Source organism: Rhizobium sp. PP-CC-3G-465 (assembly GCF_004343445.1).
Taxonomy (GTDB): domain Bacteria; phylum Pseudomonadota; class Alphaproteobacteria; order Rhizobiales; family Rhizobiaceae; genus Ferranicluibacter; species Ferranicluibacter rubi.
On the sequence record NZ_SLYH01000001.1, the window covers coordinates 1,210,236 to 1,237,178 of the forward strand.

Here is a 26,943-nt window from a genome sequence, read left to right on the forward strand (position 1 = left end):
CCCCCTGTTCCGGCTTATGAAAATTTGCATGCGGCGCGCTGCACCCTCTTGCGAAGGGCGGCACGCCACAATGCTTTCAATGGCATTCCCAGTCCCTCGCCTCTCGGGAGAAGCAGGCGGGACATGATGCGACAGCGCGGGATCGGTCTTGCCAGGGTGGTTTCCTGAAGACAGGACCTTCCGTGCGCTCAAAGCAAAAGAACGCTCGTAACCCCGAGCGTTCCGTGGCTGCTTCTTACAGAGATTCTCGCCGATTACAAGAGGCGACGTCCCAAACCCGAGCCGAATTGGCCAGAAGCAGGACGACCCTCGATCTTACGAAGACGCCGCGCTTCCGTGTCTTGCGACACTGCGCGGCGCCATCGGCGTGACGTCTGGTAGAATTAGGCCTGGGCGGAAATGACCGTCCAGGTCTTGTCCTTGGAGATCGGCGCGCATTCCTGAATGGAAACAAGGTCGCCGACCTTGAACTGGTTCTTCTCGTCGTGCGCCTTGTACTTCTTGGAGCGACGGACGGTCTTCTGGAGGATCGGATGCGCAAAGCGGCGCTCGACCCGTACGACGACGGTCTTCTCGTTCTTGTCGGAGACGACGGTGCCCTGCAGAATGCGTTTCGGCATTTTTCTTGGTCCTTAAGCCTTGGCTTCTGCCGCCTTCTGGCGGGCAATTGTTTTGATGCGCGCGATGTCCTTGCGGACCTCGTTGATGCGCGACGACTTTTCAAGCTGGCCGGTCGCCTTCTGGAAGCGCAGGTTGAACTGCTCCTTCTTCAGCTTGGCAAGCTCGTCGTTGAGCTGGTCGGCGCTGAGCGCCCGAACGTCATTGGTTTTCATGGGGCTTCTCCTTACTCCGCAATGCGCTGAACGAAGCGCGTCTTGACGGAGAGTTTCGCAGCACCAAGACGAAGGGCTTCGCGTGCGAGCTCCTCGTTGACGCCATCGATCTCGAACATCATACGACCAGGCTTGACCTTGCACGCCCAGTATTCGACGGAGCCCTTACCCTTACCCATGCGGACTTCGGTTGGCTTCGCGGTAACCGGAACGTCCGGGAATACACGGATCCAAACGCGGCCGGCACGCTTCATGTGACGCGTGATCGCGCGGCGGGCCGCTTCGATCTCGCGCGCATTGACGCGGTTCGGTTCCAAGGACTTCAAGCCGAATTCGCCGAAAGCAAGATCAGATCCGCCCTTGGCTACGCCCTTGATGCGGCCCTTGAATTGCTTGCGATACTTCGTACGCTTTGGCTGCAACATTTTTTTAATTCTCCGATATTGGCTGCCAAACGCGACTGTTACGCGTTTTCACGACGGCGATCACGATCGCGATCGCGATCACGTCCACCACTACCCTGACTGTCACTCTCGCTCGCACGGCGCTCGGAGGCCATCGGATCGTGTTCAAGGATTTCGCCCTTGAAGATCCAGACCTTGATGCCGCAGATGCCGAAGGCCGTCACAGCTTCGGCAACACCGTAGTCGATGTCGGCGCGCAGCGTGTGAAGCGGAACGCGACCTTCGCGATACCACTCGGTACGGGCGATTTCGGCGCCACCCAGGCGGCCGGCGCAGGTGATCTTGATGCCTTCGGCACCCAGACGCATGGCCGACTGAACCGAACGCTTCATCGCACGGCGGAAAGCCACGCGGCGCTCGAGCTGCTGAGCGATCGACTGAGCGACGAGCGTCGCGTCGACTTCCGGCTTGCGCACTTCAACGATGTTGAGGTGCGTTTCCGAGTTCGTCATTTCCGACAGCTTGCGACGCAGCTTTTCGATGTCTGCGCCCTTCTTGCCGATGATCAGACCCGGGCGAGCCGAGTGGATCGTGACGCGGCACTTCTTGTGCGGACGCTCGATGACGACCTTCGAGATGCCGGCCTGCTTCAGTTCGTCCATCAGATACTTGCGGATCTTCAGGTCTTCGTGGAGCAGCTTGCCGTATTCGGCATTGTCAGCGAACCAACGGCTATCCCAGGTCCGGTTGATGCCGAGACGGAAACCGATTGGATTAATTTTCTGGCCCATTATGCGGCCTCCCCTTTGGCTTCCACTTCACGAACAATGATCGTCAAGTGTGCAAACGGCTTTTCGATCCGCGATGCACGGCCGCGACCACGAGCGTGGAAGCGCTTCATCACCATCGACTTGCCAACAAAAGCTTCCGCAACGACGAGCGAGTCGACGTCGAGGTCGTGGTTGTTCTCGGCGTTTGCGATGGCCGATTCCAGGGTCTTCTTGACCGTGCCGGCGATACGCTTGCGGGAGAATTCAAGTTCGGCCAGAGCACGGTCGACCTTCTTGCCGCGGATCATCGCGGCAACGAGGTTGAGCTTCTGGGGGCTGACGCGGATCGTGCGCGCAACAGCCTGCGCTTCATTATCCGCCAGCCGACGTTCGGCTTTTGCCTTACCCATCGTTACTTCCTCTTTGCCTTCTTGTCCGCACCGTGACCGTAGTAGGTCCGGGTCGGAGAGAATTCACCGAACTTGTGACCGACCATGTCTTCATTGACATTGACGGGAACATGCTTGGAACCGTTGTAAACGCCAAAGGTCAGACCGACGAACTGCGGCAAGATGGTGGAGCGACGGCTCCACATCTTGATGACCTCATTGCGCCCGCCTTCGCGAACCTTCTCAGCCTTCTTGAGAAGATAGCCGTCGACGAACGGACCTTTCCATACTGAACGAGCCATTTGTGACTACCTCTTCTTACTTCTTGCGCTGATGGCGCGAACGCATGATGAACTTGTCGGTCGACTTGTTCGAACGCGTGCGCTTGCCCTTGGTCGGCTTGCCCCACGGTGAAACCGGGTGGCGGCCGCCCGAGGTGCGGCCTTCGCCGCCGCCGTGCGGGTGGTCGACCGGGTTCATGACGACACCGCGGTTATGCGGGGTCTTGCCGCGCCAGCGCGTACGACCGGCCTTGCCGTCGTTGATGTTGCCGTGATCCGGGTTGGACACGGCGCCGATCGATGCGAGGCAGCTCGCATGAACCAGGCGCTGTTCGCCGGAGTTAAGGCGCAGGATCGCCATGCCCTGGTCGCGACCGACGAGCTGCACGTAGGTGCCTGCCGAGCGCGCCATCTGGCCACCCTTGCCGGGCTTCATTTCCACGTTGTGGATGATGGAGCCGACCGGGATGAACTGCAGCGGCATGGTGTTGCCGGGCTTTACGTCGACAGCCTTCTCGGAGGCGATGACCTTGTCACCGACGGCGAGGCGCTGCGGCGCAATGATGTAGGCCTGCGTGCCGTCTTCGTACTTGATCAGCGCGATGAACGCCGTACGGTTCGGGTCGTACTCCAGACGCTCGACCGTGCCATCAACGTCGAACTTACGACGCTTGAAGTCGATCAGACGGTAGGTCCGCTTGTGACCGCCGCCAATGAAGCGAGCCGTGATACGGCCGAGGTTGTTACGACCACCGCTCTTGGTGAGACCCTGTGTCAGCGACTTGACCGGCTTGCCCTTGTAGAGCGAAGAACGGTCGACGATGACCAGCTGACGCTGGCTTGGGGTCGTCGGATTGAAACTTTTCAATGCCATTTTCTTGTTCCCTTTTGGGTCTTTACCCGGGGGTTATGAAACCGCTCTAGGTTTAACCTTTAGAGTCCGGTGGAGACGTCGATGGACTGACCGTCAGCAAGTGTGACGATCGCCTTCTTGACATCCCGCTGCCGGCCAGCGAAGCCACGGAAGCGCTTGAGCTTGCCCTTGCGGAGAAGCGTGTTCACTGCCGTAACCTTGACGCCGAACAGAGCTTCGATCGCAGCCTTGATTTCCGGCTTCGATGCGTCCTTGGCGACGTTGAAGATGATCTGGTTCTGTTCAGAAACCAGCGTGGATTTTTCCGTGATCGACGGAGAGAGGATCACATCGTAATGGCGAAGATCCGTCACTTGAACCGCTCCTCCAGAGCCTCGATCGCATCCTTGGAAAGCACGAGCTTGCCGCGACGCAGAATGTCGTAAACGTTGATGCCCTGGATCGGGAGAACGTCCACGTTCGGGATGTTCTTGGCAGCGAGCTTGAAGTTGTTGTCGAGCTCGGCCCCGCCGATGAACAGTGCGTTGGTGAGGCCCAGCGATGCAAATGCACCGGTCAGGGACTTCGTCTTGGCTTCCGTCGCAACCAGGCTGTCGATGATGATCAACTCATCGGCCTTCAGCTTGGCAGAGAGCGCGTGACGCAGGCCGAGCGCGCGAACCTTCTTGGGAAGGTCATGCTCGTGGCTGCGCGTGACCGGGCCGTGAGCCTTGCCACCGCCGCGGAACTGCGGAGCGCGTGCGGAATGGTGACGAGCGCGGCCCGTACCCTTCTGCTTGTACATCTTGGCGCCGGTGCGGGAAACTTCGCCGCGCGTCAGGGTCTTGTGCGTGCCCTGCTGCTTCTTGGCGAGCTGCCAGCGGATGACGCGGGCGATCAGGTCCTTGCGGACATCAAGGCCGAAGATGGCGTCGGACAGGGAAACCGTGCCTGCGTCCTTACCATCCAGTGTGGTGACGGTGAGATCCATTATTCGGCTCCCTCATGTGCTGCTGCGCGGACGCCGGCCGGACGCGGAGCGTTTTCCGGGATGCCGGCCTTGATGGCGTCGCGGACGACGATCCAGGAGCCCTTGGAGCCGGGTACGGCACCCTTGACGAGGATCAGACCGCGGTCTTCATCGGTGGATACGACTTCGAGGTTCTGGGTAGTGATGCGCGTCTGGCCCATGTGACCAGCCATGCGCTTGCCCTTCCAGACGCGGCCCGGATCCTGGTTGGAACCGGTCGAACCATGCGAACGGTGCGAGACCGAAACGCCGTGCGTTGCACGCAGACCGCCGAAGTTGTGGCGCTTCATGGCGCCAGCAAAGCCCTTACCGATCGAGGTGCCGGTGACGTCAACCAGCTGGCCGGTGACGAAGTGGCTTGCCGTCAGCTCGGAGCCGACGTCGATCAGGTTTTCCGAGGTCACCCGGAATTCGACGAGCTTGGCCTTCGGCTCGACGTTTGCAGCGGCGAAGTGGCCGCGCATCGCCTTCGGCGTGTTCTTGACCTTGGCCTGGCCTGCGCCGAGCTGCACGGCGACGTAGCCGTTCTTTTCTTCCGTGCGCTGGCCTACCACCTGGCAGTTTTCCATCCGCAACACGGTCACTGGAATGTGCTCGCCGGCGTCGTTGTAGACCCGGGTCATTCCCACTTTCTGTGCAATCACACCTGAACGCATCGGTTCATTCCTCTTCAGAGTCCCTGTCGGGGAAAACCCCTTCAGCCTCTTTGTTCAAGGCTTCCATCCGGCATTCGCGCCATTGGTCACCCGTTTCTGGAAGTCGTTGGACGGAATGTCCACGTACCTTCCTTGTTATATCCACCCGGTCCGAAGCGTTCCGGGAGGGGCCTTTAGAGCTTGATCTCGACGTCGACGCCGGCGGCCAGATCGAGCTTCATCAGGGCATCGACCGTCTGGGGGGTCGGATCGACGATATCGAGAAGACGCTTGTGCGTGCGCATCTCGAACTGTTCGCGGCTCTTCTTGTCGACGTGGGGCGACCGGTTGACCGTGAACTTTTCGATACGCGTGGGCAGCGGCACGGGGCCACGGACGCTGGCGCCCGTACGCTTGGCCGTCGACACGATTTCACGCGTGGAGGCATCGAGGATCCGGTGATCAAACGCCTTCAGGCGGATGCGGATATTCTGGCCGTTCATTCGACTAGTCCTTTTTTTCGTATGGGCAACTGGCCATACGCCAAATCTTCAATTGTTACGGTCGGCCGCGTCTTGTCAAAAAGCGCAGGAACCGGGTTGTTAGCGCCCGGTTCCTGCTAGGTCAACGGCCTAGCCGCTGATTACTCGACGATCGAAGCCACGATGCCGGCGCCGACGGTACGGCCGCCTTCGCGGATCGCGAAGCGCAGCTTTTCTTCCATCGCGATCGGAACGATCAGCTCGACAGCAACGGTAACGTTGTCGCCGGGCATGACCATTTCCGTGCCTTCCGGAAGCGTCACGATGCCCGTCACGTCCGTCGTGCGGAAGTAGAACTGCGGACGGTAGTTGGTGAAGAACGGCGTATGACGACCGCCTTCTTCCTTCGTCAGGATGTAGGCTTCAGCCATGAACTTCTTGTGCGGCTTGACAGAGCCCGGCTTGCACAGGATCTGGCCACGCTCGACGCCGTCACGCGTGACGCCGCGGACGAGAGCACCGATGTTGTCGCCGGCCTGGCCCTGATCGAGCAGCTTGCGGAACATTTCGACGCCGGTGACGGTGGTCTTCGACGTCGCACGGATGCCGACGATCTCGACTTCTTCACCGACCTTGACGATGCCGCGCTCGACGCGACCGGTCACGACCGTACCACGACCCGAGATCGAGAACACGTCTTCGATCGGCATCAGGAACGGCATGTTGATCGGACGCTCAGGCGTCGGGATGTACGCATCGACAGCGGCCATCAGTTCGCGGATCGCGTCTTCGCCGATCTTCTTGTCCGAATCTTCCAGAGCGGCCAGAGCCGAGCCCTTGACGATCGGAATGTCGTCGCCGGGGAAGTCGTAGGACGACAGCAGTTCGCGAACTTCCAGCTCGACGAGCTCGAGAAGCTCGGCGTCGTCAACCTGGTCGACCTTGTTGAGAAACACGACGATCGCGGGAACGCCGACCTGACGGGCGAGCAGGATGTGCTCGCGGGTCTGGGGCATCGGGCCGTCGGCTGCCGAGCAGACGAGGATCGCGCCGTCCATCTGCGCCGCACCGGTGATCATGTTCTTGACGTAGTCGGCGTGGCCGGGGCAGTCGACGTGCGCGTAGTGGCGAGCCGGCGTCTCATATTCGACGTGTGCCGTCGAGATGGTGATGCCGCGGGCCTTTTCTTCCGGAGCGGCGTCGATCTGGTCGTACGCCTTGTATTCGCCGAAGTACTTTGTGATCGCTGCCGTCAGCGACGTCTTGCCATGGTCGACGTGACCGATCGTTCCGATGTTCACGTGCGGCTTGTTGCGTTCAAACTTGCTCTTTGCCATTTTCGGCTCTCCATCTGTGGCCCCTTGCGGGGTTCAATTCTGTTTTAACGGGCGTCAGTCAAGCTCCGGTCACTTCTGACCGGAGTACTTCGCCTGGATTTCGGTCGCGACGTTCGACGGAACCGGTGCGTAGTGATCGAAGACCATCGAGTACTGCGCGCGGCCCTGGCTCATGGAGCGAAGGTTGTCGACGTACTTGAACATGTTGGCCAGCGGCACGTTGGCAGCGATCACGACGGCGATACCGCGGCTTTCCTGGCCCTGGATCTGACCACGACGAGAGTTCAGGTCGCCGATGACGTCGCCGACGTAATCTTCCGGGGTGACGACTTCGACCTTCATCATCGGCTCGAGCAGCTGAGCGCCGGCCTTGCGCGATGCTTCACGGAAGCAGGCACGCGATGCGATTTCGAAGGCGAGGACCGAGGAGTCGACGTCGTGGAAGGCACCGTCGATGAGCGTCGCCTTGACGCCGAGCATCGGGAAGCCAGCCAGCGGGCCGGAAGACAGAACGCTTTCGATGCCCTTCTGAACGCCGGGGATGTATTCCTTCGGAATGGAACCACCGACGATCTTGGACTCGAACTTGAACTCGTCGCCATCCGGGTTGGGTTCGAAGACGATCTTGACGCGCGCGAACTGGCCGGTACCACCGGACTGCTTCTTGTGCGTGTAGTCTTCCTCGTGCTTCTTCGTGATGGTTTCACGATAAGCAACCTGCGGAGCACCGACGTTGGCTTCGACCTTGAACTCGCGACGCATGCGGTCAACGAGAATGTCGAGGTGAAGTTCGCCCATGCCGGCGATGATCGTCTGGCCGGATTCTTCGTCCGTCTTGACGCGGAACGACGGGTCTTCGGCTGCGAGGCGATTGAGTGCGAGGCCCATCTTTTCCTGGTCGCCCTTGGACTTCGGCTCGATGGCGATCTGGATGACCGGCTCGGGGAATTCCATACGCTCAAGGATGACCTGCTTCAGGGGATCGCAGAGCGTGTCACCCGTCGTGGTTTCCTTGAGGCCTGCGAGAGCGACGATGTCGCCAGCAAAGGCTTCTTCGATGTCTTCACGCGAGTTGGAATGCATCTGAAGCATACGGCCGACGCGCTCGCGCTTTTCCTTGACCGTGTTCATGACCGACGTGCCCTTTTCGAGCTTGCCGGAATAGATGCGGGCGAAGGTGAGCGAACCGACGAAGGGGTCGTTCATGATCTTGAACGCGAGCATGGACAAAGGCTCTTCGTCCGTTGCATGACGCTCGATTTCGGCTTCCGTCTTGACGTCGATACCCTTGATTGCAGGGATATCAGCCGGCGACGGCAGGTAGTCGCAGACGGCGTCGAGCAGGGGCTGAACGCCCTTGTTCTTGAAGGCAGTGCCACAGAACATCGGGTGGAACTTGACGTCGATGGTGCCGCGACGAACGAGCGCACGGATCTGATCGTTGTCGGGCATGACACCGTTCAGGTAGTTTTCCATTGCTTCTTCGTCGATATCGACAACCGTCTCGATCAGGAGCTCGCGATATTCCTGAGCCTTTTCCTTCATGTCGTCCGGGATTTCGGTCACATCCCACATCGCACCGAGCGATTCGTCGCGCCAAACGAGAGCGTTCATCTCGATCAGGTCGATGACGCCCTTGAATTCAGTTTCCGCACCGATCGGGAGCTGCATGACGACCGGGATCGCGCCGAGACGCGACTTGATCATGGACACCGAGCGATAGAAGTCAGCGCCCGTCTTGTCCATCTTGTTGCAGAAGATCATGCGCGGAACGTTGTACTTCTCAGCCTGGCGCCAGACGGTTTCTGTCTGCGGCTCTACGCCGGCGTTGGCGTCGAGAAGAGCGATTGCACCGTCGAGAACGCGCAGCGAACGCTCGACTTCAATGGTGAAGTCGACGTGGCCGGGAGTGTCGATGATGTTGAAGCGACGCATGATGCCGTCGCGACCCTTCCAGTAGGTCGTGGTCGCAGCGGACGTGATGGTGATGCCGCGTTCCTGCTCCTGCTCCATCCAGTCCATGGTGGCAGCGCCGTCGTGCACTTCGCCGATCTTGTGCGACTTGCCTGTGTAGTAAAGAATCCGCTCGGTGGTCGTGGTCTTGCCGGCGTCGATGTGCGCCATGATCCCAAAATTGCGGTAGTCTTCGATTTTATATTCGCGAGCCATGATGGACTGCCTTTCGAAAATGTACGTCGATTACCAGCGATAGTGCGAGAAAGCGCGGTTGGCGTCGGCCATCTTGTGCGTGTCTTCGCGCTTCTTCACTGCGCTACCGCGATTGTTCGCGGCGTCCATGAGTTCGCCGCAGAGGCGATCGATCATGGTCGTTTCATTGCGCTTGCGAGCTGCGGCGATGAGCCAGCGGATGGCGAGAGCCTGACGACGCTCCGGACGAACATCGACCGGAACCTGGTACGTCGCACCACCAACGCGGCGCGAACGGACTTCTACGTGCGGAGCGATGTTGTCGAGAGCCGAATGGAACACGGCGACCGGCTCCTGCTTCAGCTTGCCCTGAACGGCATCGAAAGCACCGTAAACGATGTTTTCAGCAACCGACTTCTTCCCATGAAGCATGATGGCGTTCATGAACTTGGTGACAACGAGATCGCCGAACTTGGGGTCCGGGTTGATCTCACGCTTTTCTGCACTATGGCGACGGGACATATGTTTCGTCTCTCAACTTTATCTTTGTTTACCCAGCGAAATGGCGCTGGTGATCGATTACTTCGGACGCTTTGCGCCGTACTTCGAACGACGCTGCTTACGGTTCTTGACACCCTGGGTATCGAGAACACCACGGATGATGTGGTAGCGAACGCCGGGCAAGTCCTTGACGCGGCCGCCGCGGATCATCACGACGGAGTGTTCCTGCAGGTTGTGGCCTTCACCCGGGATGTAGCCGATGACTTCGAAGCCATTGGTCAGACGGATCTTGGCAACCTTACGAAGTGCCGAGTTCGGCTTCTTCGGGGTCGTCGTGTAGACGCGTGTGCAGACGCCGCGCTTCTGCGGATTTTCCTGAAGCGCCGGTACCTTGTTGCGCTTGACCTGTGCCTGACGCGGCTTGCGGATCAGCTGGTTTACGGTAGGCATATAACCATCCCTTGCAAAATCTTCGTTACCCTTTCGGGCGGATCAACGCCGTCTCCGGCTTTTGCGTACGCGTGAAAATGCGCGAACAAGGGCTGATCCGCGTTTCAGCAGATGCCCCATGAAAAGCAGAGGACGCCGTTTCAGGCGTCTTGCGTGCAGCATTCTTGGTCTTCAGCGTGCGTTTGAACCCTGTTTGAGGCGAACTCCAGAACGTGTCGTTCCGAACCAGCCAGCCTCACATGGGCTCCGATGAGGCGGGGTGTACTGTTTTACCCCCCGTGCGTCAAGGGCAAATCCTAAAGATTCTCCCCTCCTCTGGGCCCGAAAGCCTGCAAATGCGGGGTTTCCGGCGCTTCTCGATCGGCTGCGCTGTAGAGTCCCGAGCCGCAGACGGACGCCCATCATGAGAATCGGCAACAGCTTGCAGAAAGAATCGCTTCCGCTCAAAGATGCTGCGGGAACGAATTGTCGGGGCTGCCGCTTTTGATATAGATCACTTCATCGGCGCTCATTGCCGCATTTTCAAAGACCCGACAAGAGGAGTCTCCATGACGGTCCTGCCCGACAACGACAACAATTCCGACGATCCCATGGTCTTCATCATCATCGGCAAGGCCTTCGAAGAGGACGGTGGCGGCGAAGGTGTCGATATCCATGTGGTGCTCCGCGCTGCCGACGACGACTCCGCTGTCCGCGAAGCTCTGAACGCCCTGGCCGAGGAAGGCTTCCTCGAGGCAGATCTGGACCAGATCGGCATGCTCGAAGGCGTGCCGGAGGACGAGCCGCATGCGTCCGCTTACAAGGGTGCGCTGGAAGGCGAAGTGGCGATCATCCGGTTCAACTGACCGCGCCCAGAAGCTGAACCGCCCTCACCTTCTGAGACTTCTAAACGTCAAAAGCCGCCCGGATCGCTCCGGGCGGCTTTTTCATGTGGTTGCGTCTGCCGATTATTCGGCGGCCGCGTTCTCCGAAGCCATGTCGGCGAGCATCGGCGTTGCCGTGTCCGCGCCGGTCGACTTGCGGCGTTCCTCGAGGATCATCTCGTCGCGCGCCGTGGCGATGCGGCGGATCTGCGTCATGGTGCCACCGGTACCGGCCGGGATGAGACGGCCGACGATGACGTTTTCCTTGAGGCCCTGGAGACCGTCGGTCTTGCCGGCGATCGCAGCTTCCGTCAGCACCTTGGTCGTTTCCTGGAAGGACGCGGCCGAGATAAAGGACGGGGTCTGCAGCGACGCCTTGGTGATGCCGAGCAGGACGGGGTCGCCATAGGCCGGCTTCTTGCCCTGTTCGATCAGCTGGTCGTTCACGTCTTCCAGTTCGATCCGGTCCACGCTGTCGCCGACGATATAGGTGCTGTCCCCGGCGTCGGTGACTTCGACCTTCTGCAGCATCTGGCGAACGATCACCTCGATGTGCTTGTCGTTGATGACAACGCCCTGCAGGCGGTAGACTTCCTGGATTTCGTTCACGAGGTAGGAAGCGAGTGCTTCCACGCCCTTGATCGCCAGAATGTCGTGCGGCGCCGGGTTACCGTCGAGGATGTAGTCACCCTTTTCGATATAGTCGCCGTCCTGAAGGTGGAAGGGCTTGCCCTTCGGGATCAGGTATTCGACCGGCTCGACACCGTCTTCCGCCGGCTCGATCAGCACGCGACGCTTGTTCTTGTAGTCGCGACCGAAACGGATCGTGCCGTCGATCTCCGCGATGATCGCGTGGTCCTTCGGACGACGCGCTTCGAAGAGTTCGGCAACACGCGGCAGACCACCGGTGATGTCCTTGGTCTTGGCGCTTTCCAGCGGCGAACGTGCGAGCACGTCACCCTGGGAAACCTTCGTACCAGGCTCGACCGACAGGATCGCATCGACCGAGAGCAGGAACCGGGCTTCGCCACCACGCGACAGCTTGGCAACAACGCCGTTCTTGTCCTTGATGACGATCGCCGGCTTCAGGTCGATACCTCTCGGCGTCGAACGCCAGTCGATAACCTGACGCTTGGTGATGCCGGTCGCTTCGTCGGTCGCTTCGAGAACCGAGATACCATCGACGATATCCTCGAAGTGAACCGTCCCTTCGACTTCCGTCATCATCGGACGCGTGTAGGGGTCCCACTCTGCGAAACGCTGACCGCGACGAACCTTGTCGGCGTCGTCCACGAAGATCTTCGAACCGTAGGCGACACGCTGCGAGGACCGTTCCACGCCTCGTTCGTCAAGGATCTGGATCGCCATGTTACGACCCATGGCAATGAGGATGCCATCGGAGTTGCGCAGCATGTTGCGGTTCTTGATCTGAATCGTACCTTCGTACGATGCTTCCAAGAACGACTGGTCGACCACGTTGGCCGTACCACCAAGGTGGAACGTACGCATGGTCAGCTGCGTGCCCGGTTCGCCGATCGACTGAGCCGCGATAACGCCGACCGCTTCACCCATGTTGACAGGGGTCCCGCGGGCAAGGTCGCGACCGTAGCAGACGCCGCAGACGCCGGTCTGGATTTCGCAGGTCAGAGCCGAACGAATCCGGATCGACTGGATACCGGCCTTTTCGATCTCGACGACGTCGGCTTCAAGGATCATGCGGCCAGCATCGACGATGCGTTCACCCGTGACCGGATGATCGATGTTGTCGAGAGCCGTACGACCGAGAACGCGAACGCCGATGGAGGCAACGACCTGACCGGCATCGACGATGGCGGTCATGGTGAGGCCGTTTTCGGTACCGCAATCGACCGAGTTGACGATGCAATCCTGCGCAACGTCGACGAGACGACGCGTCAGGTAACCGGAGTTGGCCGTCTTCAAGGCCGTGTCTGCAAGACCCTTACGGGCACCGTGGGTCGAGTTGAAGTACTCGTTAACGGTCAGACCTTCCTTGAAGTTCGAGATGATCGGGGTCTCGATGATTTCGCCCGAGGGCTTGGCCATCAAACCACGCATCCCGCCCAGCTGACGCATCTGGTTCGGAGAACCACGGGCGCCGGAGTGCGACATCATGTAAATCGCGTTCATCGGCTTCTGACGGCCGTTGTCGTCGAATTCGACAGCCTTAATGCGGGCCATCATGTCTTCGGCAACCTTTTCGGTGGCCTTGCCCCAGGCGTCTACGACCTTGTTGTACTTTTCGCCCTGGGTGATCAGGCCGTCATTGTACTGCTGTTCGTATTCCTTCACCAGCGACTCGGTGTCGCCGACGATCTTCGCCTTGGTTTCCGGAATGACCATGTCGTCCTTACCGAACGAAATGCCGGCGCGGCAGGCATGTGCGAAGCCGAGCTGCATGATCCGGTCGCAGAAGATGACCGTGTCCTTCTGGCCGCAGTGACGGTAGACCGTGTCGATCATCTTGGAGATGTTCTTCTTGGTCAGTTCCTGATTGCAGACATCGAACGGCACGTTGACGTTCTTCGGCAGGAGTTCGCCGATGAGCATGCGGCCGGGGGTCGTTTCGAAGATCTTCGAGACCGGCTTGCCGTTCTCATCGACCGACTTGAAGCGACCACGGATCTTGGCATGCAGCGTGACCGACTTGTTGTCGAGCGCGTGATGCAGTTCCCCGATGTCGGAGAAGGCCATGCCTTCGCCCGGCTCGTTCTGGTTCATGATCGACAGGTAGTAGAGCCCGAGAACCATGTCCTGCGAGGGAACGATGATCGGTGCGCCGTTGGCCGGGTGCAGGATGTTGTTGGTCGACATCATCAGCACGCGGGCTTCAAGCTGGGCTTCCAGCGACAGCGGTACGTGAACAGCCATCTGGTCGCCGTCGAAGTCGGCGTTGAAGGCCGTGCAGACGAGCGGATGCAGCTGGATGGCCTTGCCTTCGACCAGCGTGGGCTCAAACGCCTGGATGCCCAGGCGGTGCAGCGTCGGTGCGCGGTTCAGGAGAACCGGGTGCTCGCGGATGACCTCGTCGAGGATATCCCAGACTTCCGGCTTTTCCTTTTCGACCAGCTTCTTGGCCTGCTTGACGGTGGACGAGAAGCCCTTGGCGTCGAGGCGGGCGTAGATGAACGGCTTGAAGAGTTCGAGCGCCATCTTCTTCGGCAGGCCGCACTGATGCAGCTTCAGTTCCGGACCGGTCACGATAACCGAACGGCCGGAATAATCGACGCGCTTGCCGAGCAGGTTCTGACGGAAGCGGCCCTGCTTGCCCTTCAGCATGTCGGACAGCGACTTCAGCGGACGCTTGTTGGCACCCGTGATGACGCGACCGCGACGGCCGTTGTCAAACAGCGCATCGACGGATTCCTGCAGCATACGCTTTTCGTTGCGGATGATGATGCCCGGCGCACGCAGTTCGATCAGCCGCTTCAGGCGGTTGTTACGGTTGATGACGCGGCGGTAGAGATCGTTCAGGTCGGAGGTCGCGAAACGACCACCGTCCAGGGGAACGAGCGGACGCAGATCCGGCGGGATCACCGGAACGACCTTCATGATCATCCACTCCGGACGGTTGCCGGATTCCATGAAGTTCTCGACGATCTTCAGGCGCTTCATCAGCTTCTTCTGCTTCAGCTCGGACGTGGTGTCAGCCATGTCCTGGCGCAGATCGCCGGCGATCTTCTCGAGGTTCATCGAGGCGAGCATCTCGTAGATGGCTTCCGCGCCGATCATCGCCGTGAACTGATCTTCGCCGAACTCGTCAACGGCGATCATGTACTCTTCTTCCGAGAGAAGCTGGTTCTCCTTCAGAGAGGTCAGGCCCGGCTCGGTGACGATGTAGTTTTCGAAGTAGAGAACGCGTTCGATATCCTTCAGCGTCATGTCGAGCAGCGTCGAGATGCGGCTCGGCAGGGACTTCAGGAACCAGATGTGGGCGACAGGCGCAGCAAGCTCGATGTGGCCCATGCGCTCGCGGCGAACGCGCGAGAGCGTGACTTCCACGCCGCACTTTTCGCAGATGATGCCCTTGTACTTCATGCGCTTGTACTTGCCGCACAGGCACTCATAGTCCTTGATGGGCCCGAAGATGCGCGCGCAGAAAAGGCCGTCGCGTTCCGGCTTGAACGTACGGTAGTTGATGGTTTCCGGCTTCTTGATCTCGCCGAACGACCATGAGAGAATCTTCTCCGGCGACGCGATCGAGATGCGGATCGAATCGAAGGTCTGTGCAGGCATCTGCGGATTGAAAAGGTTCATGACCTCTTGGTTCATGCCTATCTCCTTTGGGGCAAGGCCCCTTATCATGAGCGCGGTGGCCGGCATTTCCCGGGGCGCCGGCCCCTCTGCTCGTCAAACGGATAAAACCGCATCGGGTGCGGCTCAGCGCCCTGCCCCGTCATCCCCTTTCGGAAGACGACCGGCAGGACCTGCGCGCGCCTGGTCGAGGCGCGCGCGTCAATCGCGTTTTATTCAGCGGCGTCCGGCAGCTGCGTCGGCTGTAGCTCTTCAAGCTTCGAGTTCTCGAGCTCGACGGACAGGCCGAGGGAGCGCATTTCCTTAACGAGAACGTTGAAGCTCTCCGGAATGCCTGCCTCGAACGTGTCGTCGCCGCGCACGATCGCCTCGTAGACCTTTGTACGCCCGGCCACGTCGTCCGACTTCACCGTCAGCATTTCCTGCAGGGTGTAGGCGGCGCCGTAGGCTTCCAGCGCCCAGACTTCCATTTCCCCGAAGCGCTGACCGCCGAACTGGGCCTTGCCGCCGAGCGGCTGCTGGGTGACCAGCGAGTAAGGACCGATCGAACGCGCGTGGATCTTGTCGTCCACAAGGTGGTTCAGCTTCAGCATGTAGATGTAGCCGACGGTCACCTGACGGTCGAACTGGTCGCCCGTGCGGCCATCGTAAAGCGTGGACTGACCGGAAACGTTCAGGCCTGCCTGCTCCAGCATTTCGTTGACGTCGGCTTCCACCGCGCCGTCGAAGACCGGCGTTGCGATCGACACACCGCGGCGTGTCTGCTCGGCCAAACGAACGATACTATCGTCGTCGTAGTCCTTGATCGGCTCGCCCTTGGGACCGGATCCGATGACGCTGTCGATGACATCGCGCAGCGGCTGGATTTCAGCCCCTGCCTTATAGGCATCTAGCATCGCGCCGATCTTGCGACCCATGCCGGCGCAAGCCCAGCCGAGGTGCGTCTCGAGGATCTGGCCGACGTTCATGCGCGACGGCACGCCCAGCGGGTTCAGAACCACGTCCACATGCGTACCGTCTTCCAGGAACGGCATGTCTTCGATCGGAACGATGCGCGACACGACACCCTTGTTGCCGTGACGGCCGGCCATCTTGTCGCCCGGCTGGATCTTGCGCTTCACAGCGACGAAGACCTTGACCATCTTCATGACGCCCGGAGGCATTTCGTCGCCGCGCTGGACCTTTTCGACCTTGTCCATGAAGCGATGCTCGAGCAGCGACTTCGACTCGTCGTACTGGCCCCGCAGAGCTTCGATCTCGCCCTGAGCCTTTTCGTCCTCGACGGCGAACATCCACCACTGCGAGCGGGGATATTCGGAGACGATCGAGTTGGTCAGCTCCGTGCCCTTCTTGAAGCTCTTCGGACCTGCAACGGCGGCATGGCCGCGCAGCATGTCGATCAAGCGGGCATAGACGTTGCGGTCGAGAATCGCCTGCTCGTCGTCGCGGTCCTTTGCGAGACGTTCGATTTCCTCGCGCTCGATCGCCATCGCACGCTCGTCCTTCTCAACGCCGTGGCGGTTGAAAACGCGAACTTCGACGATGGTCCCAAACGTGCCCGGGGGCATGCGCATGGACGTGTCACGGACGTCGGAAGCCTTTTCGCCGAAGATGGCGCGCAGAAGCTTCTCTTCCGGCGTCATCGGGCTTTCACCCTTCGGCGTGATCTTGCCGACGAGGATATCGCCCGGCTGCACTTCCGCACCGATATAGACGATGCCGGCTTCGTCGAGGTTCTTCAGCGCTTCTTCCGAAACGTTCGGAATGTCGCGCGTGATTTCTTCCGGACCCAGCTTCGTGTCGCGCGCCATCACTTCGAATTCTTCGATGTGGATGGAGGTGAACACGTCGTCGCGCACGATGCGCTCGGACAGCAGGATCGAGTCCTCATAGTTGTAGCCGTTCCAGGGCATGAACGCGACGAGCGCGTTGCGGCCGAGTGCGAGGTCGCCGAGGTCGGTCGAGGGACCGTCCGCGATGATGTCGCCCTTGTTCAGGATGTCACCGACGGTGACCAGCGGGCGCTGGTTGACGCAGGTGTTCTGGTTGGAGCGCTGGAACTTCTGCAGGCGATAGATATCGACGCCGGACTTGCCGGACTCGAGATCTTCCGTGGCGCGGATAACGATACGCGTCGCATCGACCTGGTCGACGACGCCACTACGGCGAGCCGCGATGGCGGCGCCCGAGTCACGGGCCACGACGGGCTCCATGCCGGTGCCCACGAAAGGTGCTTCGGCGCGCAGCAGAGGCACGGCCTGACGCTGCATGTTCGAACCCATGAGCGCGCGGTTCGCATCGTCGTTCTCAAGGAACGGGATGAGAGCGGCGGCAACGGATACGAGCTGCTTCGGCGAGACGTCCATCAGGTTGATCTGATCGCGCGGCGTCAGCATGACTTCACCCGAGTGACGGCAGACAACGAATTCTTCCTCGAATTCGTTCTCGGCGTTCAGCACGGAGTTGGCCTGTGCGACGTGGTACTTGGCCTCTTCCATGGCGGAGAGGTAGACAACTTCGCGCGTCACCTTGCCGTCCACGATCTTGCGGTACGGGCTTTCGATGAAGCCGTACTTGTTGACGCGGGCAAAGGTTGCAAGCGAGTTGATCAGACCGATGTTCGGGCCTTCCGGCGTCTCGATCGGGCAAATACGGCCATAGTGGGTCGGGTGAACGTCGCGGACTTCGAAGCCTGCGCGCTCACGGGTCAGACCGCCCGGTCCAAGAGCCGAAAGACGGCGCTTGTGGGTGATTTCCGAGAGCGGGTTCACCTGGTCCATGAACTGCGACAGCTGCGAGGAACCGAAGAACTCGCGCACGGCGGCAGCCGCCGGCTTGGCGTTGATCAGGTCTTGCGGCATGACGGTGTCGATCTCGATCGAAGACATTCGCTCCTTGATGGCGCGCTCCATACGGAGCAGGCCGAGACGATACTGATTTTCCATCAGTTCGCCGACGGAACGAACACGGCGGTTGCCGAGGTTGTCGATGTCGTCGATTTCGCCCTTGCCGTCACGCAGATCGACCAGCATCCGGACCACGGCAAGGATGTCTTCCTTGCGCAGAACGCGGACCGTATCGGCAGCGTCGACGTCGAGACGCATGTTCATCTTCACGCGGCCGACGGCGGAGAGATCGTAACGCTCCGAATCGAAGAACAGCGTGTTGAACATGGCTTCGGCCGAATCCATGGTCGGCGGCTCGCCCGGGCGCATGACGCGGTAGATATCGAACAGAGCGTCCTGACGGTTCTCGTTCTTATCAACAGCGATCGTGTTGCGGATGTAGGCGCCGACATTGATGTGGTCGATGTCGAGAACGGGGATCTCATCGAAGCCTGCAGCGAGGATGACGCCGAGGGTCTTCTCGTCGATCTCATCGCCGGCTTCCAGGAAGATTTCACCGGTTTCCGTATTGACGAGGTCTTCGGCAAGGTAGTTGCCGTAGAGATCGTCGTCGGACGCCTTAATGGCCTTCAGGCCCTTCTCGGTCAGCGAACGGAGCAGCCGCGGGGTCAGCTTCTTGCCGCTTTCCACGACGACTTCGCCGGTGTCGGCGTCGACCATCTCGGTGATAGCCTTCTGGCCCTTCAGGACCTCCGGCTGGAACGGAATCCGCCAGCCCTTGCCGTCACGCTTGTAGAAGGACTTGGTGTAGAATGTCTCGAGGATCTCCTCGCCGTCCATGCCGAGTGCCATCAGCAGGGAGGAGACGGGGATCTTGCGGCGACGGTCGATACGTGCGTGCACGATGTCCTTGGCGTCGAATTCGATATCGAGCCAGGAACCGCGATACGGAATGACGCGTGCAGCGAACAGCAGCTTGCCCGACGAGTGGCTCTTGCCCTTGTCGTGGTCGAAGAACACGCCCGGCGAACGGTGCATCTGCGAAACGATGACGCGCTCGGTGCCGTTGACGATGAACGTACCGTTGTTCGTCATGAGCGGCATGTCGCCCATGTAAACGTTCTGTTCCTTGATGTCCTTGACGGACTTCGCACCCGTATCTTCATCGATATCGAACACGATGAGGCGCAGCGTCACCTTGAGCGGCGCTGCGTAGGTCAGGTCGCGCTGACGGCATTCGTCGACGTCGAACTTCGGGGGCTCGAACTCATAGGAGACGAACTCCAGCATGGAGGCGCCGGAAAAATCGCTGATCGGGAAGACGGACTTGAAAACCGACTGCAGCCCTTCGTCAGGACGGCCGCCGGCCGGCTCCTTGACCATCAGGAACTGGTCGTAGGACGCCTTCTGAACCTCGATGAGGTTCGGCATTTCTGCGACTTCGGGAATTTTGCCGAAAAACTTGCGTACGCGCCTGCGACCGTTAAACGTAAGGGTCTGAGCCATCGTCGCTCCTTCAATATGTGCATCCGGGCCTGCAACGGACGGGGACCGATGGCCAGTCGACCCCGTCTAAGATGGATTGCTCAATCTCGTCTCGCGGCCCAGGACACAAAGCGCGGAATGCCGTGTCGTCCAGGTACCGGGACCATCCTCTTGAAGAACCCATTACCAAAAAGCCGATTATGTGGGGGCTTTTGGGTAATACGTTCGAAAAACGGTCAAAGAGAGGCAGCCCTTTCGGGCCGCCTCTCTCTGTCATAAAGCCAGATTACTTGACGTCAACCTTGGCGCCAGCATCTTCGAGCTTCTTCTTGAGGTCAGCAGCTTCAGCCTTCGTGACGCCTTCCTTGACGGCCTTCGGAGCAGCTTCGACAAGGTCCTTGGCTTCCTTGAGGCCGAGGCCGGTGATCGCGCGGACTTCCTTGATGACGTTGATCTTGTTAGCGCCGGCTTCAGCCAGGATAACGTCGAACTCGGTCTTTTCTTCTTCGACGGGAGCAGCAGCGCCAGCGCCGCCGGCAGCAGCAACGGCTACCGGTGCAGCAGCGGAAACGCCCCACTTTTCTTCGAGAAGCTTCGACAGTTCTGCGGCTTCCAGAACGGTCAGCGAGGAGAGGTCTTCAACGATCTTAGAGAGATCAGCCATAGTCATAGTTCCTTTTGTTCAATTCGAACCGATGTTGATATAAACAGCGAAAAACCGCCTTATGCGGCTTCTTCGTCCTTCTTGGCGTAGGCCGCGAACACGCGGGCAAGCTGGCTTGCCGGTGCTGCAACAACGCTTGCGATCCGGGTAGCCGGCGTCTGGATCATACCCAGCAGCCTTCCACGCAGTTCGTCCAGCGAAGGCAGGGTCGCAAGCGACTTGACGCCTTCCGCATTCAGCGTTGTGGTGCCCATGGAACCACCGAGAACAACGACCTTGTCGTTGGTCTTGGCGAAATCCACGACGACCTTGGGAGCCACGATCGGATCGACGCTGTATGCAATCAGCGTCTGACCCTTGAAGAGATCGATGATCCCTTCGGACTCCGTACCCTGAAGGGCAATCTTGGCCAGACGGTTCTTCGCGACTTTGACGGTGCCGCCAGCTGCGCGCATCTTCGAACGAAAATCGTTCATTTGCGCAACGGTGACGCCGGCATAGTGGGCCACAACAACCGAACCGGAAGCCTTGAAGACTTCGTTCAGCTCCGTGACGAATTCGCGTTTTTCCGCTCTTTCCACTGCCTATCTCCAGTTGGCAGACCGCAATCCTGCAGGCCTGCCGGGTTTGCCTTTGCCGCGCGGGATACAAACGATCCCGTGCGACGCTCGAGGATCCTGTCCCCTGCGAAGCGCCGCGAGGCGCTCACAAGGCAAGCCGAGGTTCGAACCGATGTTTCCCTTGGCCAAAGCCTCGGGACAAATTCGGGTCTCACCCGTCTCATGCAGGCATCAGTGATTAAGGGATAACCACCTGCAATCTCGGACAGGAGTTCCGGGCCGAAGCCCGGAGATCCGATCCCGAAGGACCGAAATTCGTGTTCGGCAGGGCTTTCACCCCGCCGACAAATCAGGCGACGCTGAGCGTCGACAGATCGATCTTGACGCCCGGACCCATGGTCGAGGAAATCGCGATGCGCTTGACGTAGTTGCCCTTGGCACCTGCCGGCTTCGCCTTGATGACCGCATCCGCGAAAGCACGGATGTTTTCTTCCAGAGCGCCCGGAGCGAACGAGGCCTTGCCGATGCCGGCGTGGATAATACCAGCCTTCTCGACGCGGAACTCGACAGCGCCACCCTTGGAAGCCTTGACGGCGCCGGTGACGTCCATGGTCACGGTGCCGACCTTCGGGTTCGGCATCATGCCGCGGGGGCCGAGAACCTTGCCGAGGCGGCCGACGAGCGGCATCATGTCCGGGGTCGCGATGCAACGATCGAAGTCGATCTTGCCGCCCTGAACGATCTCGACGAGATCTTCGGCGCCAACAACGTCTGCGCCAGCAGCGCGGGCTTCGTCAGCCTTGGCGCCACGTGCGAAAACGGCGACGCGAACGTCGCGGCCGGTGCCGTTCGGCAGGTTGACGACGCCGCGGACCATCTGGTCGGCGTGACGCGGGTCAACGCCGAGGTTCATGGCCACTTCGATGGTTTCGTCGAACTTGGCGATTGCCCGTTCCTTGACCATGCCGATAGCGTCCGACAGGCTGTAGATCTTGGTGGGATCGACGCCTTCGCGGGTCTTCTGTACGCGCTTTGCAAGCTTTGTCATCTTACGCCACCACTTCCAGACCCATGGCGCGGGCGGAGCCCTCGATCATGGTCATCGCGCCTTCGATATCGGCTGCATTAAGATCCTTCATCTTGGCTTCTGCGATCGAACGGATCTGAGCCTTGGTGAGGGTTGCGGCAGCGCCGCCCTTGCCCGGGGTCTTGGAGCCCGAGGTGATCTTTGCTTCCTTCTTGAGGAAGTAGCTGACCGGCGGCTTCTTCATCATGAAGGTAAAGGACTTGTCCTGGAAGTAGGTGATGACGACCGGGATCGGCATGCCCTTTTCCATTTCCTGCGTGGCGGCATTGAACGCCTTGCAGAATTCCATGATGTTGATGCCGCGCTGACCAAGTGCAGGACCGATCGGCGGGGACGGATTGGCCGACCCTGCCTTCACCTGCAGCTTGAGGTGGCCCATAACTTTCTTAGCCATTACTCTCTGCCTTTTCTCTGTCCGACCCTCGGACGCACCGTGAAGGCGCATCGTGGACCGGGCGTTTGACCGGTTTCCCGGTCACGGATGCCGTATCTCGATGAAATGCGGCGGCTGCGGTTGCGTGGTGCGGTTTCCGGGTCCGGCTAAGAGCCCTTCCCCTTCCACGCGGTGGCGGCGATATCGCCGCCAGAAGATCCACCCTTGGGCGGATCGTCATTACGTCGACTCAGACCTTCTCGACCTGAGCGAATTCGAGATCGACCGGCGTTGCGCGACCAAAGATCGAAACTTCGACCTTGAGACGGGCCCGCTCTTCGTCGACATCCTGAACGATGCCGTTGAACGAGGCGAAGGGACCGTCCGAAACGCGAACCTGCTCGCCGACCTCGAACGAGATCGAAGGCTTCGGCCGGTCAACACCGTCCTGGACCTGACCGAGAATGCGCTCGGCCTCATGGTCCGGGATCGGAACAGGCTTATTGTCGGAACCGAGGAACCCAGTGACCTTCGGTGTGTTCTTGATGAGGTGATAGGCCTCATCCGTCAGGTTGGCGCGAACCATCACGTAACCCGGAAAGAACTTGCGCTCGGCATCGACCTTGCGGCCGCGACGGACTTCGACAACCTTTTCCGTCGGAACCAGGATCTTTTCAAACAGATGGCTCAAGCCCTTCTGCTTGGCCTTCTCTTCGATCGACTCGGCAACCTTCTTCTCGAAATTCGAATAGGCGTGAACGATATACCAACGCGGAGCCATGTTCATTCCCACTCGATTAGATGCCGACATTGAGGACGAGGCCGATGAGCCAGCCCATCAATTGATCCGCAGCAAAGAAGAAAGCCGCAGAAATGATGACCATGATAAACACCATCAGCGTGGAGATCACGGTTTCCCGGCGGGAGGGCCATGTCACTTTTGCCGTCTCGGAGCGGACCTGCTTCAGAAACGTTACGGGATTAGTCTTCGCTGCCATTGAATGCTCACGCCTTGACGGCCCGTAAAGCTGAATGCTCAGCCCCACGCGCCGCGTGTCTGTTGGACCCTACATAAAGACCGATTCTGAAAATCACAAGGACTTTCCGATCTTTTAAGCGAATTATGCCGCCCAACACCAAGGGCGCCACGCGGTCTTTCCAATATATAAAACGTCGTTGCTTTGACAGTCACGACGAGATGTGTCGCTATGGAATGACGCTATCACATATGAAAATGGCAGGGGCAGCCGGGCTTGAACCGACGACCTGCGGTTTTGGAGACCGCCGCTCTACCAACTGAGCTATACCCCTTCACGGCGCAGACGGAACAACTCCAAGGAGCGTATCGTCGTCGTGTCGACCGTGCGCTCCTTTAAGACGGGCGGGCCGGATTGGCAAGAGCCCTTTTCATCTTTTCGGCCGGGACGGTCCCCTCATCCACGAATTGAACCCGCAGGCCTACCAGTTGAAGGCGTAGGACAGGCTGAGGCTCGCCTGTCGATCATTCTTGAACGGCGCGGCAAGCGCCGCCGTCACATTCATCTTCCGCGTGACCTTCTGTTCGACGCGAACGACATTGGAGAAGTCGAGCGTTGCGGAGGAGTAGTTCCCTTCCGCGACGAGCGCTGTTCCGGTTGCCACGGCCGACAAACGGGCCGACTGGCTGAGAACGACATTGTCGCAGCGCTTGAGATGCGCGTTGCAGGAGACGTTGACGTTGCGGCCGCGCTCCAGATCGAAACTTTCGGTCATGATTCGCTTTCGATCCATGCCGACATCCAGATTGCCGTTCCCCGTCCGTGGGTCGAACACACCGTCAATGGTTCGGCTAGTGACCACGGCCGTGCTCGTGCCGCGGCGAACGGCGACGCGCGCCCAGACATCGACCGGCGTGTCCTCGACGCGGCCGGAGCGGCTGGCGGCCACCGCCACGTCGGCGCCTGCGCTCGCCTCTCCTTCCACCGGAAGCTTGATACCCATCCGCAGATGCATGCCATTTTCGCCCGACTTCGTCGGCTGCCAGATCAAGCGATCCTCTGCCTGTGCAGCATGAGGGAGACTGAAGGCTATGAGCGCATAGCAAGCAGCGGCAAGAGCCGTTCGGGACATCGTGATCATGTATGCGTTCCACCGTTCGAGGCTGCCAGTCGATTTCCATCGACGGACACGCCCTGTCGAAAATCCATCACCTGGAACGCGGACCGCACAGGAGACGTTGATACCGCTCGCTTCGGATGTGCCGGCGGCAGACGCTTCGGGACGCAATCGTGCGTCAAAGCTTTTCTAGGATAGTCTCCGCATCTCCATTGCGAAACCCCAAAAACTTGGGGGTCATTCGCAGGATCGCTTGGCGCGACCGAACCGCGCCAAGCGATCGTTAAAGTGATGGCATTAGCCGGCGACCGGCACGTATTTGCGCCAGTCATGCTCTTGGCTGAAACCAAGGACATCGCGGATCTTCTGGTTCGACAAGAGACTCTCATAGGTTCCGAGTTCACGCGATACCGGCACATTCGGGAAGAAATCCCGAAGGAGGTCCGCCGTCGGCGTGTTGGCGGACGTTGTATCGTTGGCAGCGTTGAACACCTGGAAACCAAGCCCGTCTTTCTCGATGCCGAGCTTGCAGATCTGGCCGAGATCGCGGGCGTCGATATAGCTCCAGGCGATGCGTTTACGGATGGTCGGATCGGCAAACCACGTCGGGAACATCCCATATTCATGGGGCTCAATGACGTTGCCGATGCGGATCGCGTAGATATCGATGCCGAAGCGCTCGGCAAAGGCCCGTGCCGTCTTCTCGTTCAGCACCTTGGACAGGCCGTAGCTGTCCATGGGGCTGACATCGTCGTCCTCCTCCAGCGGGAACTTGCCAACGTCGCGATGCCCCTCGGCAAAGCAGATGCCGTAGGTCGTTTCGCTGGAGGCGACGAGGATCTTGCGGACGCCGAATTTCGCGGCGGCTTCGATGACGTTGTAGGTGCCGATCGTGTTGATGCGGAAGGTTTCGTTGTCCGGCTTGATCAGGATGCGCGGAATGGCCGCGAAGTGCACCACGGCGTCGTAGGGCTGCATGCCCCTGCCCTTGCCGATCGGTGCGCGATCGAGATCCGGCATGTCGGCGTGCATGGACAATGCATTGAAGACCTGCCCGCTATCCGTGATGTCGACGATGAGATTGGTGACGCCGGGATGCTCCAACGGCACGAGGTCAAGATTGTGAACCTCATAGCCGGCGTCCAGCAGATACGGCACGACATGCCGGCCGGCCTTGCCGGCGCCGCCGGTAAACAGAATGCGTTTCTTCACGGTATATCCTCCAGAATGGCAAGGCGGATCTAACGCATTGACGGCGAAGAGCAAGCGGGAGGAAGCAGGCGCGTTCGAACATCCGCGTTTCCCACACCGAAACGAGAAAAGCGCCACCCGAAGGCAGCGCTTTCCAGAATGTCATCTGTCGATCAACGGCGCGGCTTAGAAATGCCGCACCGTCGTCGTTCAGGATTACTCGACGATCGAAGCCACGATGCCGGCGCCGACGGTACGGCCGCCTTCGCGGATCGCGAAGCGCAGCTTTTCTTCCATCGCGATCGGAACGATCAGCTCGACAGCAACGGTAACGTTGTCGCCGGGCATGACCATTTCCGTGCCTTCCGGAAGCGTCACGATGCCCGTCACGTCCGTCGTGCGGAAGTAGAACTGCGGACGGTAGTTCGTGAAGAACGGCGTATGACGGCCGCCTTCTTCCTTCGTCAGGATGTAGGCTTCAGCCATGAACTTCTTGTGCGGCTTGACAGAGCCCGGCTTGCACAGGATCTGGCCACGCTCGACGCCGTCACGGGTGACGCCGCGGACGAGAGCACCGATGTTGTCGCCGGCCTGGCCCTGATCGAGCAGCTTGCGGAACATTTCGACGCCGGTGACGGTGGTCTTGGACGTCGCACGGATGCCGACGATCTCGACTTCTTCACCGACCTTGACGATGCCGCGCTCGACGCGACCGGTCACGACCGTACCACGACCCGAGATCGAGAACACGTCTTCGATCGGCATCAGGAACGGCATGTTGATCGGACGCTCAGGCGTCGGGATGTACGCATCGACAGCGGCCATCAGTTCGCGGATCGCGTCTTCGCCGATCTTCTTGTCCGAATCTTCCAGAGCGGCCAGAGCCGAGCCCTTGACGATCGGAATGTCGTCGCCGGGGAAGTCGTAGGACGACAGCAGTTCGCGAACTTCCAGCTCGACGAGCTCGAGAAGCTCGGCGTCGTCAACCTGGTCGACCTTGTTGAGAAACACGACGATCGCGGGAACGCCGACCTGACGGGCCAGCAGGATGTGTTCGCGGGTCTGGGGCATCGGGCCATCGGCTGCCGAGCAGACGAGGATCGCGCCGTCCATCTGCGCCGCACCGGTGATCATGTTCTTGACGTAGTCGGCGTGGCCGGGGCAGTCGACGTGCGCGTAGTGGCGAGCCGGCGTCTCATATTCGACGTGTGCCGTCGAGATGGTGATGCCGCGGGCCTTTTCTTCCGGAGCGGCGTCGATCTGGTCGTACGCCTTGTATTCGCCGAAATACTTCGTGATCGCTGCCGTCAGCGACGTCTTGCCATGGTCGACGTGACCGATCGTTCCGATGTTCACGTGCGGCTTGTTGCGTTCAAACTTGCTCTTTGCCATGGG

General features: G+C 59.9%; 27 protein-coding genes and 1 tRNA gene. 1 reads left to right on the forward strand and 27 read right to left on the reverse strand.

Annotated elements, in window-relative coordinates; translation table 11 throughout:
- Nucleotides 1-383 precede the first annotated feature (383 nt).
- The 15 genes from rpsQ to rpsL all read right to left on the reverse strand — a co-directional run bounded on the left by rpsQ (nucleotide 384) and on the right by rpsL (nucleotide 10,113).
- The gene (gene rpsQ, locus C8J33_RS05670) at nucleotides 384-620 is read right to left on the reverse strand and encodes a 30S ribosomal protein S17 (RefSeq protein ID WP_062596579.1); all 237 of its coding nucleotides are present in this window, start codon (nucleotides 618-620) and stop codon (nucleotides 384-386) included.
- Between the two features lie 12 nt (nucleotides 621-632).
- The gene (gene rpmC, locus C8J33_RS05675) at nucleotides 633-833 is read right to left on the reverse strand and encodes a 50S ribosomal protein L29 (protein WP_092933405.1); all 201 of its coding nucleotides are present in this window, start codon (nucleotides 831-833) and stop codon (nucleotides 633-635) included.
- An 11-nt stretch (nucleotides 834-844) separates the two neighbouring features.
- Entirely contained in the window at nucleotides 845-1,258 is a 414-nt protein-coding gene (rplP, locus tag C8J33_RS05680; RefSeq protein ID WP_062601052.1) for a 50S ribosomal protein L16, read from the reverse strand.
- 38 nt (nucleotides 1,259-1,296) lie between these two features.
- Nucleotides 1,297-2,028 (reverse strand): 30S ribosomal protein S3, encoded by a 732-nt coding sequence (gene rpsC / locus C8J33_RS05685; RefSeq protein WP_062468290.1) that lies wholly within the window; start codon nucleotides 2,026-2,028, stop codon nucleotides 1,297-1,299.
- The gene (gene rplV, locus C8J33_RS05690) at nucleotides 2,028-2,417 is read right to left on the reverse strand and encodes a 50S ribosomal protein L22 (RefSeq protein ID WP_092933403.1); all 390 of its coding nucleotides are present in this window, start codon (nucleotides 2,415-2,417) and stop codon (nucleotides 2,028-2,030) included. The genes rpsC and rplV overlap by 1 nt, the downstream gene beginning before the upstream one ends.
- 2 nt (nucleotides 2,418-2,419) lie before the next feature.
- Nucleotides 2,420-2,698 (reverse strand): 30S ribosomal protein S19, encoded by a 279-nt coding sequence (rpsS, locus tag C8J33_RS05695; RefSeq protein WP_092933401.1) that lies wholly within the window; start codon nucleotides 2,696-2,698, stop codon nucleotides 2,420-2,422.
- A 16-nt stretch (nucleotides 2,699-2,714) separates the two neighbouring features.
- Nucleotides 2,715-3,551 carry a 50S ribosomal protein L2 gene (rplB, locus tag C8J33_RS05700; protein ID WP_110798746.1) on the reverse strand — a complete coding sequence of 279 codons (837 nt, stop codon included), beginning with the start codon at nucleotides 3,549-3,551 and terminating at the stop codon, nucleotides 2,715-2,717.
- Between the two features lie 59 nt (nucleotides 3,552-3,610).
- Nucleotides 3,611-3,904: a 50S ribosomal protein L23 gene (locus tag C8J33_RS05705; RefSeq protein ID WP_062468296.1), complete on the reverse strand. Its 294-nt coding sequence runs from the start codon at nucleotides 3,902-3,904 to the stop codon at nucleotides 3,611-3,613.
- Nucleotides 3,901-4,521 (reverse strand): 50S ribosomal protein L4, encoded by a 621-nt coding sequence (gene rplD, locus C8J33_RS05710; protein ID WP_092933399.1) that lies wholly within the window; start codon nucleotides 4,519-4,521, stop codon nucleotides 3,901-3,903. Before rplD ends, C8J33_RS05705 begins: the two co-directional genes overlap by 4 nt.
- Nucleotides 4,521-5,216 (reverse strand): 50S ribosomal protein L3, encoded by a 696-nt coding sequence (gene rplC, locus C8J33_RS05715; RefSeq protein ID WP_062468299.1) that lies wholly within the window; start codon nucleotides 5,214-5,216, stop codon nucleotides 4,521-4,523. The genes rplD and rplC overlap by 1 nt, the downstream gene beginning before the upstream one ends.
- A 173-nt stretch (nucleotides 5,217-5,389) precedes the next feature.
- Nucleotides 5,390-5,698: a 30S ribosomal protein S10 gene (gene rpsJ, locus C8J33_RS05720; RefSeq protein ID WP_003507767.1), complete on the reverse strand. Its 309-nt coding sequence runs from the start codon at nucleotides 5,696-5,698 to the stop codon at nucleotides 5,390-5,392.
- A gap of 140 nt (nucleotides 5,699-5,838) precedes the next feature.
- Nucleotides 5,839-7,014 carry an elongation factor Tu gene (gene tuf / locus C8J33_RS05725; RefSeq protein ID WP_092933380.1) on the reverse strand — a complete coding sequence of 392 codons (1,176 nt, stop codon included), beginning with the start codon at nucleotides 7,012-7,014 and terminating at the stop codon, nucleotides 5,839-5,841.
- 69 nt (nucleotides 7,015-7,083) lie between these two features.
- Entirely contained in the window at nucleotides 7,084-9,183 is a 2,100-nt protein-coding gene (gene fusA / locus C8J33_RS05730; RefSeq protein WP_132663419.1) for an elongation factor G, read from the reverse strand.
- A gap of 30 nt (nucleotides 9,184-9,213) precedes the next feature.
- Nucleotides 9,214-9,684: a 30S ribosomal protein S7 gene (rpsG, locus tag C8J33_RS05735; RefSeq protein ID WP_018325882.1), complete on the reverse strand. Its 471-nt coding sequence runs from the start codon at nucleotides 9,682-9,684 to the stop codon at nucleotides 9,214-9,216.
- A gap of 57 nt (nucleotides 9,685-9,741) precedes the next feature.
- Nucleotides 9,742-10,113, reverse strand: coding sequence for a 30S ribosomal protein S12 (rpsL, locus tag C8J33_RS05740; RefSeq protein WP_003507760.1), 372 nt, complete (start codon nucleotides 10,111-10,113; stop codon nucleotides 9,742-9,744).
- A 548-nt stretch (nucleotides 10,114-10,661) separates the two neighbouring features.
- Here rpsL and C8J33_RS05745 point away from each other — a divergent pair.
- Entirely contained in the window at nucleotides 10,662-10,958 is a 297-nt protein-coding gene (locus C8J33_RS05745) for a transcriptional regulator (protein WP_092933395.1), read from the forward strand.
- Nucleotides 10,959-11,060: 102 nt separating this feature from the next.
- On the opposite strand, the gene rpoC is transcribed toward C8J33_RS05745, so the two are convergent.
- The 12 genes from rpoC to tuf (C8J33_RS05805) all read right to left on the reverse strand — a co-directional run bounded on the left by rpoC (nucleotide 11,061) and on the right by tuf (C8J33_RS05805) (nucleotide 26,940).
- Complete coding sequence (rpoC, locus tag C8J33_RS05750; protein WP_110803129.1) at nucleotides 11,061-15,266, reverse strand: DNA-directed RNA polymerase subunit beta'; 4,206 nt, start codon at nucleotides 15,264-15,266, stop codon at nucleotides 11,061-11,063.
- Between the two features lie 194 nt (nucleotides 15,267-15,460).
- On the reverse strand, nucleotides 15,461-19,600 hold the full coding sequence (gene rpoB / locus C8J33_RS05755; RefSeq protein ID WP_132663420.1) for a DNA-directed RNA polymerase subunit beta: 4,140 nt from the start codon (nucleotides 19,598-19,600) through the stop codon (nucleotides 15,461-15,463).
- A gap of 265 nt (nucleotides 19,601-19,865) precedes the next feature.
- Nucleotides 19,866-20,243, reverse strand: coding sequence for a 50S ribosomal protein L7/L12 (gene rplL, locus C8J33_RS05760; RefSeq protein ID WP_092933389.1), 378 nt, complete (start codon nucleotides 20,241-20,243; stop codon nucleotides 19,866-19,868).
- A gap of 59 nt (nucleotides 20,244-20,302) precedes the next feature.
- Complete coding sequence (gene rplJ / locus C8J33_RS05765; protein ID WP_110731253.1) at nucleotides 20,303-20,824, reverse strand: 50S ribosomal protein L10; 522 nt, start codon at nucleotides 20,822-20,824, stop codon at nucleotides 20,303-20,305.
- 328 nt (nucleotides 20,825-21,152) lie between these two features.
- Nucleotides 21,153-21,851, reverse strand: coding sequence for a 50S ribosomal protein L1 (gene rplA / locus C8J33_RS05770; protein WP_110731252.1), 699 nt, complete (start codon nucleotides 21,849-21,851; stop codon nucleotides 21,153-21,155).
- Between the two features lies 1 nt (nucleotide 21,852).
- Nucleotides 21,853-22,284: a 50S ribosomal protein L11 gene (rplK, locus tag C8J33_RS05775; RefSeq protein WP_092933386.1), complete on the reverse strand. Its 432-nt coding sequence runs from the start codon at nucleotides 22,282-22,284 to the stop codon at nucleotides 21,853-21,855.
- Between the two features lie 229 nt (nucleotides 22,285-22,513).
- The gene (nusG, locus tag C8J33_RS05780; protein WP_062594498.1) at nucleotides 22,514-23,044 is read right to left on the reverse strand and encodes a transcription termination/antitermination protein NusG; all 531 of its coding nucleotides are present in this window, start codon (nucleotides 23,042-23,044) and stop codon (nucleotides 22,514-22,516) included.
- Between the two features lie 16 nt (nucleotides 23,045-23,060).
- The gene (gene secE, locus C8J33_RS05785) at nucleotides 23,061-23,261 is read right to left on the reverse strand and encodes a preprotein translocase subunit SecE (protein ID WP_062594489.1); all 201 of its coding nucleotides are present in this window, start codon (nucleotides 23,259-23,261) and stop codon (nucleotides 23,061-23,063) included.
- 237 nt (nucleotides 23,262-23,498) lie between these two features.
- Nucleotides 23,499-23,574 (reverse strand) — tRNA-Trp (locus tag C8J33_RS05790).
- Nucleotides 23,575-23,721: 147 nt separating this feature from the next.
- Nucleotides 23,722-24,381, reverse strand: a complete 660-nt coding sequence (locus C8J33_RS05795) for a hypothetical protein (protein WP_132663421.1) — start codon at nucleotides 24,379-24,381, stop codon at nucleotides 23,722-23,724.
- A 273-nt stretch (nucleotides 24,382-24,654) separates the two neighbouring features.
- Complete coding sequence (locus tag C8J33_RS05800; protein WP_132663422.1) at nucleotides 24,655-25,569, reverse strand: NAD-dependent epimerase/dehydratase family protein; 915 nt, start codon at nucleotides 25,567-25,569, stop codon at nucleotides 24,655-24,657.
- 195 nt (nucleotides 25,570-25,764) lie between these two features.
- Nucleotides 25,765-26,940, reverse strand: a complete 1,176-nt coding sequence (tuf, locus tag C8J33_RS05805) for an elongation factor Tu (protein WP_092933380.1) — start codon at nucleotides 26,938-26,940, stop codon at nucleotides 25,765-25,767.
- Nucleotides 26,941-26,943 lie beyond the last annotated feature (3 nt).

Coding starts and splice junctions, on each gene's coding strand:
- rplB (WP_110798746.1), bottom strand. CDS start 3,551: ATGGCATTGAAAAGTTTCAATCCGACGACCCCAAGCCAGCGTCAGCTG.
- rplP (WP_062601052.1), bottom strand. CDS start 1,258: ATGTTGCAGCCAAAGCGTACGAAGTATCGCAAGCAATTCAAGGGCCGC.
- tuf (WP_092933380.1), bottom strand. CDS start 26,940: ATGGCAAAGAGCAAGTTTGAACGCAACAAGCCGCACGTGAACATCGGA.
- rpsS (WP_092933401.1), bottom strand. CDS start 2,698: ATGGCTCGTTCAGTATGGAAAGGTCCGTTCGTCGACGGCTATCTTCTC.
- tuf (WP_092933380.1), bottom strand. CDS start 7,014: ATGGCAAAGAGCAAGTTTGAACGCAACAAGCCGCACGTGAACATCGGA.
- rpsL (WP_003507760.1), bottom strand. CDS start 10,113: ATGCCTACCGTAAACCAGCTGATCCGCAAGCCGCGTCAGGCACAGGTC.
- rpsJ (WP_003507767.1), bottom strand. CDS start 5,698: ATGAACGGCCAGAATATCCGCATCCGCCTGAAGGCGTTTGATCACCGG.
- nusG (WP_062594498.1), bottom strand. CDS start 23,044: ATGGCTCCGCGTTGGTATATCGTTCACGCCTATTCGAATTTCGAGAAG.
- rplD (WP_092933399.1), bottom strand. CDS start 4,521: ATGGATCTCACCGTCACCACACTGGATGGTAAGGACGCAGGCACGGTT.
- rpsC (WP_062468290.1), bottom strand. CDS start 2,028: ATGGGCCAGAAAATTAATCCAATCGGTTTCCGTCTCGGCATCAACCGG.
- rpsG (WP_018325882.1), bottom strand. CDS start 9,684: ATGTCCCGTCGCCATAGTGCAGAAAAGCGTGAGATCAACCCGGACCCC.
- C8J33_RS05795 (WP_132663421.1), bottom strand. CDS start 24,381: ATGATCACGATGTCCCGAACGGCTCTTGCCGCTGCTTGCTATGCGCTC.
- rplL (WP_092933389.1), bottom strand. CDS start 20,243: ATGGCTGATCTCTCTAAGATCGTTGAAGACCTCTCCTCGCTGACCGTT.
- rpsQ (WP_062596579.1), bottom strand. CDS start 620: ATGCCGAAACGCATTCTGCAGGGCACCGTCGTCTCCGACAAGAACGAG.
- rplC (WP_062468299.1), bottom strand. CDS start 5,216: ATGCGTTCAGGTGTGATTGCACAGAAAGTGGGAATGACCCGGGTCTAC.
- rpoC (WP_110803129.1), bottom strand. CDS start 15,266: ATGAACCAAGAGGTCATGAACCTTTTCAATCCGCAGATGCCTGCACAG.
- rpmC (WP_092933405.1), bottom strand. CDS start 833: ATGAAAACCAATGACGTTCGGGCGCTCAGCGCCGACCAGCTCAACGAC.
- C8J33_RS05745 (WP_092933395.1), top strand. CDS start 10,662: ATGACGGTCCTGCCCGACAACGACAACAATTCCGACGATCCCATGGTC.
- rplA (WP_110731252.1), bottom strand. CDS start 21,851: ATGACAAAGCTTGCAAAGCGCGTACAGAAGACCCGCGAAGGCGTCGAT.
- rplK (WP_092933386.1), bottom strand. CDS start 22,284: ATGGCTAAGAAAGTTATGGGCCACCTCAAGCTGCAGGTGAAGGCAGGG.
- secE (WP_062594489.1), bottom strand. CDS start 23,261: ATGGCAGCGAAGACTAATCCCGTAACGTTTCTGAAGCAGGTCCGCTCC.
- fusA (WP_132663419.1), bottom strand. CDS start 9,183: ATGGCTCGCGAATATAAAATCGAAGACTACCGCAATTTTGGGATCATG.
- rpoB (WP_132663420.1), bottom strand. CDS start 19,600: ATGGCTCAGACCCTTACGTTTAACGGTCGCAGGCGCGTACGCAAGTTT.
- rplV (WP_092933403.1), bottom strand. CDS start 2,417: ATGGGTAAGGCAAAAGCCGAACGTCGGCTGGCGGATAATGAAGCGCAG.